Annotated in this window: 13 protein-coding genes; 7 read left to right on the top strand and 6 right to left on the bottom strand. The window is 64.2% G+C overall.

Annotation, left to right across the window (positions count from 1 at the left end; translation table 11 throughout):
- Positions 1 to 162: 162 nt before the first annotated feature.
- The 4 genes from J2R76_RS31000 to J2R76_RS30985 all read right to left on the bottom strand — a co-directional run bounded on the left by J2R76_RS31000 (position 163) and on the right by J2R76_RS30985 (position 3390).
- The gene (locus tag J2R76_RS31000) at positions 163 to 1779 is read right to left on the bottom strand and encodes a phosphoenolpyruvate carboxykinase (protein WP_076831120.1); all 1617 of its coding nucleotides are present in this window, start codon (positions 1777 to 1779) and stop codon (positions 163 to 165) included.
- A 177-nt stretch (positions 1780 to 1956) separates the two neighbouring features.
- A complete protein-coding gene (locus J2R76_RS30995) occupies positions 1957 to 2223 on the bottom strand; it encodes a hypothetical protein (RefSeq protein WP_141339785.1) in 267 nt (88 codons plus the stop codon).
- Between the two features lie 112 nt (positions 2224 to 2335).
- Positions 2336 to 2602, bottom strand: coding sequence for a hypothetical protein (locus J2R76_RS30990; protein ID WP_158074224.1), 267 nt, complete (start codon positions 2600 to 2602; stop codon positions 2336 to 2338).
- A gap of 53 nt (positions 2603 to 2655) precedes the next feature.
- The gene (locus J2R76_RS30985) at positions 2656 to 3390 is read right to left on the bottom strand and encodes a HugZ family protein (protein ID WP_076831125.1); all 735 of its coding nucleotides are present in this window, start codon (positions 3388 to 3390) and stop codon (positions 2656 to 2658) included.
- 241 nt (positions 3391 to 3631) lie between these two features.
- Here J2R76_RS30985 and J2R76_RS30980 point away from each other — a divergent pair, with 241 nt between their 5' ends.
- From J2R76_RS30980 to J2R76_RS30960, 5 genes are all read left to right on the top strand, one after another.
- Positions 3632 to 4333: a response regulator transcription factor gene (locus tag J2R76_RS30980; RefSeq protein WP_016843287.1), complete on the top strand. Its 702-nt coding sequence runs from the start codon at positions 3632 to 3634 to the stop codon at positions 4331 to 4333.
- A 110-nt stretch (positions 4334 to 4443) separates the two neighbouring features.
- Entirely contained in the window at positions 4444 to 6252 is a 1809-nt protein-coding gene (locus tag J2R76_RS30975) for a sensor histidine kinase (protein WP_057019534.1), read from the top strand.
- On the top strand, positions 6249 to 6689 hold the full coding sequence (locus J2R76_RS30970) for an HPr kinase/phosphorylase (protein ID WP_076831128.1): 441 nt from the start codon (positions 6249 to 6251) through the stop codon (positions 6687 to 6689). The genes J2R76_RS30975 and J2R76_RS30970 overlap by 4 nt, the downstream gene beginning before the upstream one ends.
- 214 nt (positions 6690 to 6903) lie before the next feature.
- Positions 6904 to 7305 (top strand): PTS sugar transporter subunit IIA, encoded by a 402-nt coding sequence (locus J2R76_RS30965; RefSeq protein ID WP_021076632.1) that lies wholly within the window; start codon positions 6904 to 6906, stop codon positions 7303 to 7305.
- Positions 7302 to 7628 (top strand): HPr family phosphocarrier protein, encoded by a 327-nt coding sequence (locus J2R76_RS30960; RefSeq protein ID WP_028335869.1) that lies wholly within the window; start codon positions 7302 to 7304, stop codon positions 7626 to 7628. The genes J2R76_RS30965 and J2R76_RS30960 overlap by 4 nt, the downstream gene beginning before the upstream one ends.
- 184 nt (positions 7629 to 7812) lie before the next feature.
- On the opposite strand, the gene J2R76_RS30955 is transcribed toward J2R76_RS30960, so the two are convergent.
- Both J2R76_RS30955 and J2R76_RS30950 read right to left on the bottom strand, forming a co-directional pair.
- Positions 7813 to 9426: a glycosyltransferase family 39 protein gene (locus J2R76_RS30955; protein ID WP_076831131.1), complete on the bottom strand. Its 1614-nt coding sequence runs from the start codon at positions 9424 to 9426 to the stop codon at positions 7813 to 7815.
- 109 nt (positions 9427 to 9535) lie between these two features.
- Positions 9536 to 9748, bottom strand: a complete 213-nt coding sequence (locus J2R76_RS30950; protein WP_349629221.1) for a M15 family metallopeptidase — start codon at positions 9746 to 9748, stop codon at positions 9536 to 9538.
- A 238-nt stretch (positions 9749 to 9986) separates the two neighbouring features.
- Between J2R76_RS30950 and lepA the strand changes: the two genes are divergently transcribed.
- The gene (gene lepA, locus J2R76_RS30945) at positions 9987 to 11798 is read left to right on the top strand and encodes a translation elongation factor 4 (RefSeq protein WP_057019506.1); all 1812 of its coding nucleotides are present in this window, start codon (positions 9987 to 9989) and stop codon (positions 11796 to 11798) included.
- Between the two features lie 100 nt (positions 11799 to 11898).
- Complete coding sequence (locus J2R76_RS30940; protein WP_076831133.1) at positions 11899 to 12228, top strand: hypothetical protein; 330 nt, start codon at positions 11899 to 11901, stop codon at positions 12226 to 12228.
- Positions 12229 to 12462: the final 234 nt, after the last annotated feature.

The following is a 12462-nucleotide window of genomic DNA, read 5'->3' as shown; positions in this document are numbered from 1 at the left end:
GGAGTATGGGTCCCGGCCTTCGCCGGGACGACACTGGAGTATGTGGCGCCGTTGGCTGCTCAGCTTGCCGGATCGAAAAGGTGCGCGCTTCGTTGACTGCGTCAAAAATCAAAAAAGCGGCCACGAGGGCCGCCTTTTCAAATCGCGTATCGCTTGCGCGGCTTACTCCGCCGCCAGCTTCACTTCCGGTGCGGCGGCGCGGACTTCGGCGTCGACCTGCGCTTCGAACTTGGCGAAGTTCTTCTGGAACATGCCGACCAGCGCACGCGCGGTCTTGTCGAACTCGACCTTGTCGGCCCAGGTCTTGATCGGATCGAGGATGTGCGGCTCGACGCCCGGCAGCGAGGTCGGCACCGCGAAGCCGAAATACTTGTCGGTGCGGAAGTCGGCGTTGCGGAGCGAGCCGTTCAGCGCCGCGGTGAGCAGCGCGCGGGTCACCTTGATCGGCATGCGGCGGCCGGTGCCGTACTTGCCGCCGGTCCAGCCGGTGTTAACCAGCCAGCAATCGACATTGTGCTTGGCGATCAGCTCGCGCAGCATGTTGCCGTAGACCGACGGATCGCGCGGCAGGAACGGCGAACCGAAGCAGGTGGAGAATTCCGGCTGCGGCTCGTTGCCGAGGCCGCGCTCGGTGCCGGCGACCTTCGCGGTGTAGCCGGACAGGAAGTGATACATCGCCTGCGCCGGCGTCAGCTTGGCGATCGGCGGCATCACGCCGAAGGCGTCGGCGGCGAGCATCACGACGTTCTTCGGATGCGGTGCGCAGCCGGTGCGCGAAGCGTTCGGGATGAAATCGAGCGGATAGGCCGAGCGGGTGTTCTCGGTCTTCGAGCCGTCGTCGAAATCGGGCACGCGATCATTGGCGCCGAGCACGACGTTTTCCAGCACCGCGCCGAAGCGCTTGCTGGCGGCGTAGATTTCCGGCTCGGCCTCGCCCGACAGCTTGATGCACTTGGCGTAGCAGCCGCCTTCGAAATTGAAGACGCCGTCCTCGCTCCAGCCATGCTCGTCATCGCCGATCAGCGTGCGCTTGGGATCGGCCGAGAGCGTCGTCTTGCCGGTGCCGGACAGGCCGAAGAAGATCGCGGTGTCGCCGTCGGCGCCGACATTGGCCGAGCAGTGCATCGGCATCACGCCCTTCTCGGGCAGGTAATAGTTCAGCGTGGTGAACACGCTCTTCTTCATCTCGCCGGCATATTGCGAGCCGCCGATCAGGACGATCTTGCGGGCGAAATCGATCGCGACGACGTTCTCCGACTTGCAGCCGTGACGCTTCGGATCGGCGCGGAAGCTCGGCAGGTCGATGATCGTCAGTTCGGGCACGAAGCTCGCGAGTTCCGACGCCTCGGGACGAATCAGCAGCGTGCGGATGAACAGCGAGTGCCAGGCAAGCTCGGTGAAGACGCGGGTCTTGATGCGATGCTTCGGATCGGCGCCGCCGTGAAGATCTTGCGCGAACAGCGTCATGCCTTCGGCATGCTTGAGGAAGTCGGCATGGAGCGTGGCGAACTGCTCCGAGGTGATCGACTGGTTGCCGGCCCACCACATGTTCTTGTCGGTGAGATCGTCGCGGACCGTGAACTTGTCCTTCGGACTGCGCCCGGTGAACACACCGGTATCCGCGCAAAGCGCGCCATCGGCCGACAGCACCGCTTCGCCATTACGCAGCGAATGCTCGTAAAGCTGAGGTGCGCCATAATTCCAATGCACGCCCTTGAGTTTTTTTAAGCCGAATTTGTCGGCGCCGAAGGCACCGTTATGCACGCCCGTCTCTTGCACGAAGAACCTCCTCGAACCCGCGTATCCTTGTTCGCGCGAATGTCGCTAGTCGCGCCCCGCCGCGGTGACCGTGATCAGAATATAGCCTCTCGGCTTCGGTCCGGCGACCTAATAGTGGGGATCGCCGGGCTTGCCAAGCCAATCGAACGGCTTTTGGCTGATTCCAAGGCAGGCCCATCATCTGGCGCGAATACCGCAGCGCGAAACCCTTTCGTCTTGCTTTCGTTTTCTCATTGTTTTGCCGGCAGTCGGGCGACGTTTCATCGCCTTTCCCGCCGCGCACGGAGCTTTGCGATGCACAAAAAGTGCCAGCCGGCGGGCGGCGCGTTCGCCGATCGAGGCGAACGGCGCGGAGAATGCCGGGTATGCATTTCGCGCTGAGGATGTATCGTTGAGATGAGCCGCCGCGCGTTGACGCAGCGCTGCAGAGCCGAGCATGACCATCGTGTTGCACGCGGCACCACCTGATCGGCATTGAGCTGCAAGTGAGAAGCTGCTGATGAGCAGTTTCGACTGCGCTCAACACACCTTCGTTGAAGCCCGATTGGTGCAACGCTCAACTGCCGTGAACGTTCCGCAACGCGTAGCGTTCGGCGGCGAGGCGATCGCTGACCCCGCGATCGATGATAACGCAATCAGCGTGGTCGCACGCGCGCGTCATCGCGGTCGACATCGCGATCCGGCTGATTTTCGGATGCAGCCGCGCCAGACATTCTTGCATGCAGATCGAGCCAACGGGCGATGACACGACACGCCCGTGCGAAATGATCGCGCTGTCAAATCCGGACCGCGCAATCGCGCCGCCGCAGCCATGCGACACCATGCCTCGCCACAGCCGCAGCGCCGCCGTGAGGACAGGTCTTTCTCCTATCCTTGCTATCCCTTGGCGCGCGCCTCGCCGGCGAGCCGCACCAGCATCTTGCGCAGCTCGGTGCCGGTGGTGACGCGCTCAGGGAAATCCAGCCGCAGCGTGTCGCGGCCGGCCTGCATGTCCATGCCATCCGGATCACAGCCGGTGCAGAGCCAGTCGGCACTTTCCGCGCCGAGCAGCCGCGTCGCGTAAAGGTTCATGGCCTCGCGGTGATCCTCGTTCATATGCGCCACCGCGCCGGGCTCGGCTTCGAGCAGCGCCTCGGCTCCGCCGAGATCGGTCAGGAATTGCGCGGGTTTGAGGTCCACGATGCGGCCGAACCCGGCGACCAGATGGGCACCGCTTGGCTTGATCCGGAAGAACGAGAAATCCTTAAATTCCACAAAGGCTTCCGCTGACGGATGGGCAGCGAGATAGCGCCTTCGGACGAGCTCCCGCCCGGCCTCCCCGACCTCTTCCGCCTTGCCCGCCAGCATGATCCGGGCGCCCTCCAGCGGATCACCCTCGGCGCGCTCGTCCAGCATCAGCGACACCCGGCTATCGGCCAGGACGTTCTTGGTATGCAGCGCCAGCCGGGAAATCAGCAGGATCGGCGAGCCGTCGGGATGGCTGGCCAGATTGACCAGCGAGCAATAGGGATCGCCGGTGCCGGCCATCAACGTGGCGAGGGCGCCCTGGCGGCTGCGGCGGAGCAGCGAGCGGGCAAGGTGGGCAGGATCGAAGTCGGCGGTCGGTTGCATGGGCCTATCGGGTCATTTTATGCACGAATCGGGTGGGTTCCCTATGAAAAAAGGGCCTTTTCTCATGGTCTAAGGGTGCTATATGGGGACCCATCGCGTGGGTCGCAGAAGCGGATTTTTGCGGAACTCGGTCACACTTCAGCCCAGCTTGCATTGCTCGTTGACCGCGTTCGAAGCCCAATTCTACGGCGCGTCGCCAGAGTGCCCGCCGTCTAAGCCACTCTCATTGTGAAAGCAGCACATGCCCACAATCGCCCTGGTCGACGACGACCGCAACATTCTCACTTCGGTTTCGATCGCGCTCGAAGCCGAAGGCTATCGCATCATGACCTACACGGACGGTGCGTCGGCGCTGGATGGGTTTCGCACGTCGCCGCCCGATCTCGCGATCCTCGATATCAAGATGCCGCGCATGGACGGCATGGAAACGCTGCGCCGGCTGCGCCAGAAGTCCGACCTGCCGGTGATCTTCCTCACCTCGAAGGATGAGGAGATCGACGAATTGTTCGGCCTGAAAATGGGCGCCGACGATTTCATCCGCAAGCCGTTCTCGCAGCGCCTGCTGGTCGAACGGGTCAAGGCCGTACTCCGCCGCGGTCAGCCGAAGGATCCGACCGCCGCGCCGAAGGAGCCGGACGCCCGCGCGCTGGACCGCGGCCTGCTGCGGATGGATCCGGAGCGCCACACCTGCACCTGGAAGAACGAGCCGGTGACGCTCACCGTGACCGAATTCCTGATCCTGCAGGCGCTCGCCACCCGCCCCGGCGTCGTAAAGAGCCGCAACGCGCTGATGGACGCGGCCTATGACGACCAGGTCTATGTCGACGACCGCACCATCGACAGCCACATCAAGCGGCTGCGCAAGAAGTTCAAGGTGGTCGACGACGACTTCGAGATGATCGAGACGCTGTACGGCGTCGGCTATCGCTTCAAGGAAGCCTGATCTGCGCTTCCCGGGCGGCTTGTTAACTGACAGGCTCCGCACGGCTGGGGTAAGCTCGGGCGAACGATTGCTTCGCGGGACGACATCCATACCAACCGGCAGCTTTGCCAGTGCTTGATCGAACGCAGCTCGAGCAAGGCCTGAACACCGAGGACGCGTCACAGCTCCTCGATCAGGACGCCGTTGCCGAAGACGTGGCGCAGGACAAGGGCTGGCGCCGTCCGCTCGGCTGGCTGCGCCGCGCCGGTCAGTTCTTCTTCGCGCTGTCGTTCTCGAGCCTGACGCGCCGTATCGTCTCGCTCAACCTCGCCGGCCTCGTCGCGCTGGTCGCCAGCATCCTCTATCTCTCGCAATTCCGCGCTGGCCTGATCGAGGCGCGCACGCAGAGCCTCCAAGTCTATGCCGAGATCATCTCGGAGGCGATCGCGGCCTCGGCCACCGTCGAAGGCAACACCGTCACGATCGACCCCGATCGCCTGCTCGACCTCAAGCCCGGCGAAAGTTATGGCCAGCCGGATGAATCGGCGGATTTCCCGATCAATCCCGAGCGGGTCGCGCCGGTCCTGCGCCGCCTGATCGCGCCGACCAAGACGCGGGCCCGCATCTTCGACCGCGATGGCGGCCTGATCCTCGACAGCCGCAATCTGTTCGCGCGCGGCGACGTGCTGCGCATGGAGCTGCCGCCGCCGTCGGAGAAGCCGTCGCTCTATGAAAGGACCAAGGCCACCATAAAGACCTGGCTCAACCGCGGCGACCTGCCGATCTATCGCGAACTCGGTCCCGAAGGCGGCAAGGGTTATTCCGAAGTCGCGCAATCGCTCGAGGGCATGAAGGGCAGCGCCGTGCGCGTCACCGAGCGCGGCGCGATCATCGTGTCGGTCGCCGTCCCGGTGCAGCATTTCCGCGCCGTGCGCGGTGCATTGATGCTGACCACGCAGGGCGACGACATCGACCAGCTGGTGATGTCCGAGCGCCTCGCCATCCTCAAGATCGGCGGCGTCGCCTCCGCCGTCATGATCATGCTGTCGCTGCTATTGGCGAGCACGATCGCTGGCCCGGTGCGACGGCTCGCCGACGGCGCCGAGCGCGTCCGCCACCGCATCCAGACCCGCGTCGAGATTCCCGACTTCACCGGGCGCCGCGACGAGATCGGCCATCTCTCCGGCGCGCTGCGCGACATGACCAACGCGCTGTACAGCCGCATCGAGGCGATCGAGATGTTCGCCGCCGACGTTGCCCATGAGCTGAAGAATCCGCTGACCTCGCTGCGCTCCGCGGTCGAGACGCTGCCTTTGGCGCGCAACGACAACAGCCGCGCGCGGCTGCTCGCCGTGATCGAGCATGACGTCAGGCGGCTCGACCGCCTGATCTCCGACATCTCCGACGCCAGCCGGCTCGATGCCGAATTGCAGCGCCAGGACATGGCGCCGGTCGATCTGCGGCGGCTGCTGACGACGCTGACCGGCGTCGCCAACGAGACCAGGCTCGGCCACGACGTCGCCGTCGAAGCCCGCTTCGAGGGCCGCGGACCGACCGATACGCTCTCTGTGCCCGGCCATGATTCACGGCTCGGCCAGGTGATCTCGAACCTGCTGTCGAACGCGCAATCATTCTCCAAGCCGGGCGACAAGGTGCGCATCGTCTGCCGCCGCAACCGCGGCGAGGTCGAGATCGTGGTCGACGATGACGGGCCCGGCATCGGCGAGGACGCGCTGGAGCGGATCTTCGAGCGCTTCTACACCGACCGGCCGCACCAAGGGTTTGGCCAGAACTCCGGCCTCGGGCTTGCGATCTCCAAGCAGATCATTGAAGCCCATGGCGGACGCATCTGGGCCGAGAACCGCGCTGGCCCTGCGGACGCAGACGGCAAGCCCACCATCGCCGGCGCACGCTTCGTGGTCAGGCTGCCGACACTATGAGCGACAATTCAAGCGTGCACGCATCCGCCGTTCTGGTCGGCGAGCGTGCGGTGCTGATCCGCGGCCCGTCGGGCGCCGGCAAGTCGCGTCTGGCCTTTGACCTGATTCTCGCCGGGCGCACCGGAGCGCTTCCGCCGGCCATTTTGGTGGGGGATGACCGTGTCCGTCTCGACACAGCCGGCGAACAATTGTGGGTTCGTCCGGTCCAGCAATTGGCTGGTCTGATCGAGATCCGAGGCCTCGGAATCCGCCATTGTCCGTTCGCAGATGAAGCCGTGGTGGGGCTGATCGTCGACCTCGCCGCTGACGACGCCGAGCGGCTGCCGCCGCCGGAGGCGCTCACGATTCGCCTTAATGGTGCTTTGTTACCGCGAATTCCCGTCGGCGTTGGCTTCCAACCCCTGCCGCTGGTTGTCGCCGCGCTGACGACAACCTGAAAGTTCATGTTCCCGTAATCTTGCGGCCAATTGTGGGAAGGGAATTGGTAACCATATCACATCCACTATCGCGTCGGATTTTGCCGGCGCAGCCTCCCCTCTCTATCGCCAGGAACCGGGAGACTAGCCAAGATGCCCTCTTGCGTAGGGCCTCTGGATGGTCAAAGTGGCGCGTTCGTGCGGTGCACCAAAGGGCGCCCGCGAGGAGTTTCCAATGATTGGTCTAGTGCTGGTGACCCATGGGCGCCTTGCCGACGAGTTCAGAGCGGCGCTCGAACACGTCATGGGTCCGCAGAAACAAATTGAAGCGATTACGATCGGGGCCGAGGACGATTCCGATCTCTGTCGAAGCGACATCATCGAGGCGGTGAACCGCGTCGATAGCGGCGACGGCGTTGCGATCCTCACCGACATGTTTGGCGGCACGCCGTCCAACCTTGCGATCTCCTGCATGAGCCGCCCGAAGGTGGAAGTGCTCGCAGGCATCAACCTTCCCATGCTGGTCAAGCTTGCCAAGGTTCGCGAGGAGCGTTCGCTGCCCGACGCGATCGCGATGGCCCAGGAAGCCGGCCGCAAATACGTCACCATCGCCAGCCGCGTTCTCGCAGGCAAATGAGCGACGAGGCCCCGGGCGGAAATCAGGTCGGCCCGGGCGTGCCAGCGGGCGCCATTTCCCGTGAGCTCCTGATCGTCAACAAGCGCGGCCTGCATGCGCGGGCATCGGCCAAGTTCGTCCAGCTGGTCGAGCGATTCAACGCCGAGATCTGGGTCACCCGCGGCACCGAGACCGTCGGCGGCACCTCGATCATGGGCTTGATGATGCTCGCCGCCGGGCCCGGCACCACGGTCGTGGTCTCAGCAAAGGGCGACGAAGCGCAGCAGGCGCTCGACGCCATCGCCGAACTCGTCGCCAGCAAGTTCAACGAGGAAGGCACGTAAGGCAGTCACCTCTCACCTCGCCCCGCTTGCGGGGAGAGGTCGGATCGCATCGAACGATGCGATCCGGGTGAGGGGTACAGGTCTATCGATAGATCGCCATCGCGGCGAGAGCCCCTCACCCCAACTCTCTAAGAGCGAGCTTCGCTCGTCTCGACCCCGCAAGCGCGGGGCGAGGGAGCGACAGCTACTTCGCCGGCGGCACCAGATAGACCTTCCAGACCGTCGACGGACCGGGATGGCCGTTGAAGAAGCGCATGGTGGTCATCACCAGCGGCTCGGCGTCCTTGGCGTGCTCCGCCATCCACGCCTCGCAGGGCTTCAGGAACACCGGATCGGTGGTGTCGCAGACGCCGATGAAGCCGAGACGCTTGGCTTCGTCGAGCGACGTCAGCCCCGACGACCAGGCTTCGCCCGGCACCAGCGATGCCGGATGATCCGGACTGTAGAACGTCATCGGCTCGCCGATATCGGACCGCGCGACGACCACGGCCCAGCGCGAATGGAATCTGTCCTGCCAGGTCTGGGTGAGTTCGCGCGCGAGCTCGGAGCGCGCGGCGTAGGTCGAGCCGCCGACATGGTTGGACGCGATCTCCTGCGTGGCGATGCTGGGCGCGGCGATCAGCGTGGCGATCGTGGCCACGAACCAGATCGCGGTGATCGAGAACAGCGCCATGCGCGGGAAGCGAAGCGAGGGAATCGCGACCAGCGCAAGCGGCACCAGGAAGAACAGCGGGATGCCCCAATCGGTCTTGATATAGACGGTGAACGCCAGCGCGCCGAGCGGCGGCCCGATCGCGACGATCAGCTGGATGATCCAGACGTTGAGCGCCTGCGGAAGGTTGACGGCGGGATTGGGTCCGCGCGACCAGACCCGCGCCAGCACGTCCGACGGCCGCCACGGCACCGAGCCCAGCAGCAGCGCCACCAGGCCCAGCACGACGGGAATCGCGAGCAGCCCGACATTGTGTACGACATAGCCGATCACGAGCTGCACATTGAGTGCGCGGCTCGACAGCGCGTAGACGTCACCGGCATAGGTGAACGGCACGAAGTCCACCTCCTCCAGCCACACCAGGTGCGGGATCATCGCCACCGCCATCGTGCCGATCGCAACCCATGGCGCCGGCGAGCGCAGGAATTGCGTCCGTTGCGGATGGATCAGCGCGGCCAGCCCGACGGCGCCGATCATCGTCACCACCCAGTACTTGGTCATCAGCGCCAGCATGCCGGCAAAGCCGAGCCAGAGACCCGATTTGAAGCTGCGCTTCTCGAACGCGTTCAGATAGGCCAGCACCAGCAGCGGCAGCGGCACCAGCTGCGCGAGATCGGCGTTGTATTTGAAGCCCTTGAAATTGAAGATCGGGTAGAGCGCGAGCATCACCACCATGAAGAACGCGCGACGGCGATCGACGACGCGCAGCGCGATCAGCCAGCACACCACCAGCGCGAAGCTGACCGTCGTCATCGCAAGCGCATAGGTCGACCAGTTGGTGACGGGAAAAATCCTGAACCAGACCCCGGCGATCCAGCCCGACAGCGGCGGGTGCTTGCCATAGCCGAGCAGGAAGCGCTGGCCCCAGGCATAGGCTTCCGCAACATCCATATGGATGTCCTGTGCGGCCTTGAGCTTGACCAGGATCAGCGTCCACAGCACCGCATGAACCAGCGCGAAGCCGATCACGAACCACAGGCTGGTCCTCGGATCGGTGGCGCGCGAGGCGATCCAGGCGGCGATCCGCCGGATCGTCAGCTTGCGGTTGGTGCGCCGGGCGGCGGGGAGCGTGGAGGCGGTCGACATGGCCTGTGCCTGAGGCATGCCCCGGAAAAGTGGAAAGCGGTTTCCCGGAAGGATCATGCCCGAATGGAAGCGGAAGCGCGATGAGTGCTCATCCGCATTTCAGCGCGCTTTAGCGCGTTTTTGTGGCCAGTGAAATCAGCTTGGCGTGAGAACGCCTCCAGCCAGCGGATTCACTTTCGGGGAAATCCGGCCGGTGCTCGAAATGCATGGTATCGTAGTGACGCCGCTTGCCGCCCCGAATGAATCCGTGGCGCTCGAAGATGCCGACGATCCCGGCCGCATCCAGTTGTTGCAGGGGATGGTCTTGCCTTTGCCGGCCCACAGCCGGTCATCCCGAACTTTCAGGTTGAGGTCGATGGCGGCGGCGTAGCCGTGCATGCTCATCCGCCCGGTGTCGGCGACGCGAAAGACGATTTTCGGGCCGCCGAACCTGGCAGGAACATGCCCGGGAATCGGTCACGGCAACCCAGCCGGAAACGGCGCCGTGATTCGTCGTCACACCGCTGCAAAATACCGCAATTTGGTTGCCCGCGCGGGGGTGCGGATGCTATCCCGCGCCCATGACAACTGCCCCGATTTCGAACATCCGCAACTTCTCCATCGTCGCCCATATCGACCATGGCAAATCGACCCTTGCCGACCGCCTGATCCAGATGACGGGCGGCCTGTCGGATCGTGAAATGGCGGGCAAGGAGCAGGTGCTCGATTCGATGGATATCGAGCGCGAGCGCGGCATCACCATCAAGGCGCAGACCGTCCGGCTGAACTACCGCGCCAAGGACGGCAAGGATTACATCTTCAACCTGATGGACACGCCCGGCCATGTCGACTTCGCCTACGAGGTCTCGCGGTCGCTGGCGGCCTGCGAGGGTTCCCTGCTCGTGGTTGACGCCAGCCAGGGCGTCGAGGCGCAGACGCTCGCCAATGTCTATCAGGCGCTCGACAACAATCACGAGATCGTGCCGGTCCTGAACAAGGTCGACCTGCCCGCGGCCGAGCCCGAGAAGGTCAAGCAGCAGATCGAGGACGTGATCGGCATCGATGCGTCCGACGCCGTGATGATCTCGGCCAAGACCGGCGTCGGCGTGCCTGACGTGCTGGAAGCGATCGTCACCCGCCTGCCGCCGCCGAAGGGCGACCGCGACGCGACCCTGAAGGCGTTGCTGGTCGACAGCTGGTACGACGTCTATCTCGGCGTGGTCGTCTTGATCCGCGTCGTCGACGGCGTGATGAAGAAGGGGAGCCGCATCCGCATGATGGGCACCGGCGCGGCCTACGATATCGAACGCGTCGGCTTCTTCACGCCGAAGATGGAGCAGGTCGAGGAGCTCGGCCCCGGCGAGATCGGCTTCATCACCGCGGCGATCAAGGAAGTTGCCGACACCCGCGTCGGCGACACCATCACCGATGACAAGAAGCCGATCAGCGAGATGCTGCCGGGCTTCAAGCCGGCGATTCCGGTCGTGTTCTGCGGCTTGTTTCCGGTCGACGCCAACGACTTCGAAACGCTCCGCGCGGCGATGGGCAAGCTGCGGCTCAACGACGCAAGCTTCTCCTACGAGATGGAAACCTCCGCCGCGCTCGGCTTCGGCTTCCGCTGCGGTTTTCTCGGCCTGCTGCATCTGGAAATCATCCAGGAGCGGCTGTCGCGCGAATTCGACCTCAATCTGATCGCGACCGCGCCGAGCGTGATCTACAAGATGAAGCTGACCGACGGCACCGAGCTCGAGATCCACAACCCGGTCGACATGCCCGACGTGGTCAAGATCGCCGAGATCGAGGAGCCGTGGATCGAGGCGACGATCCTCACGCCCGACGAATATCTCGGCAGCGTCTTGAAGCTGTGCCAGGACCGCCGCGGCTCGCAGAAGGAGCTCACTTATGTCGGCTCCCGCGCGATGGTGAAATACGACCTGCCGCTCAACGAAGTGGTGTTCGACTTCTACGATCGCCTGAAGTCGGTCTCCAAGGGCTACGCCTCGTTCGACTATCATCTGACCGACTACAAGCCGGCCGATCTGGTCAAGATGCAGATCCTGGTCAACGCCGAGCCGGTCGACGCGCTGTCGATGCTGGTGCATCGCACCCGCGCCGAGGGCCGCGGCCGCGCCATGGTCGAGAAGATGAAGGAGCTGATTCCACCGCACATGTTCCAGATCCCGATCCAGGCGGCGATCGGCGGCAAGGTGATCGCGCGCGAAACCGTCCGCGCGCTGCGCAAGGACGTCACCGCGAAGTGCTACGGCGGCGACATCACGCGCAAGCGCAAGCTTCTGGAGAAGCAGAAGGAAGGCAAGAAGAAGATGCGGCAGTTCGGCAAGGTCGACATCCCGCAGGAAGCCTTCATCGCCGCGCTCAAGGTGGACAGCTGAGGCGGCGCTACCGGCGCGACTGTTGCCCATTCTTGTCCCAGCAACAAAACGCACCATGATTTGAATCGCCACTGCATCGCGCTCCGACTAGACTGCGATCATGTTGCGCATCCTGTTCCTCCTTATCGTCATCCTCGCACTGCTGCAGCCGGACCTGAGCTCCGCCGCCTCCTCGAAGAAGCGGCACGGCACCCGCTGGCACGGCTATGGCTTCCTGCCCGGCTACCGGCAGCCGCCGAACCAAACCATTCCGGTGTTCGGCCCGCGCGGCGCCGCCCGCGGCTACCCGGACTATTCGCCGCAATATTGGTATGGCGGGGATTGGTACTATTTCGGCCGCCCCGGATTCTACCGCGGCCGCTACAATGGCGGCAGTTTTGGCCCGTGCTGGACCTGGACGCCGATCGGGCGCGCCTGGCAGTGCGGCTAGAGCGTTTTCGAGCGAAGTGGCTCCGGTTCGCGTGAAGAAAACGCGTCAAAGCAAGAATCTAGAGCCCCGTTCCGATTCTATCGGAACGGAAAAGGCTCTAGCCGCACCTCGCTGCGACATCTTGCGCATGCAACGCACAATCCGCTGATCCCGGAATGAGAGGCATGTTGCCCGTCATGTTGCCCCTGGACCTCAGATAGGCCAGCATCCTCCCTGCGCGCACCACAACAAACA

Origin of the sequence: Bradyrhizobium sp. USDA 4532 (assembly GCF_024171315.1) — a bacterium.
Classification (GTDB): Bacteria; Pseudomonadota; Alphaproteobacteria; order Rhizobiales; family Xanthobacteraceae; genus Bradyrhizobium; species Bradyrhizobium australafricanum.
Note: the sequence above shows the minus strand (reverse complement) of the source record. Positions and strands in the feature narration are given on the sequence as shown.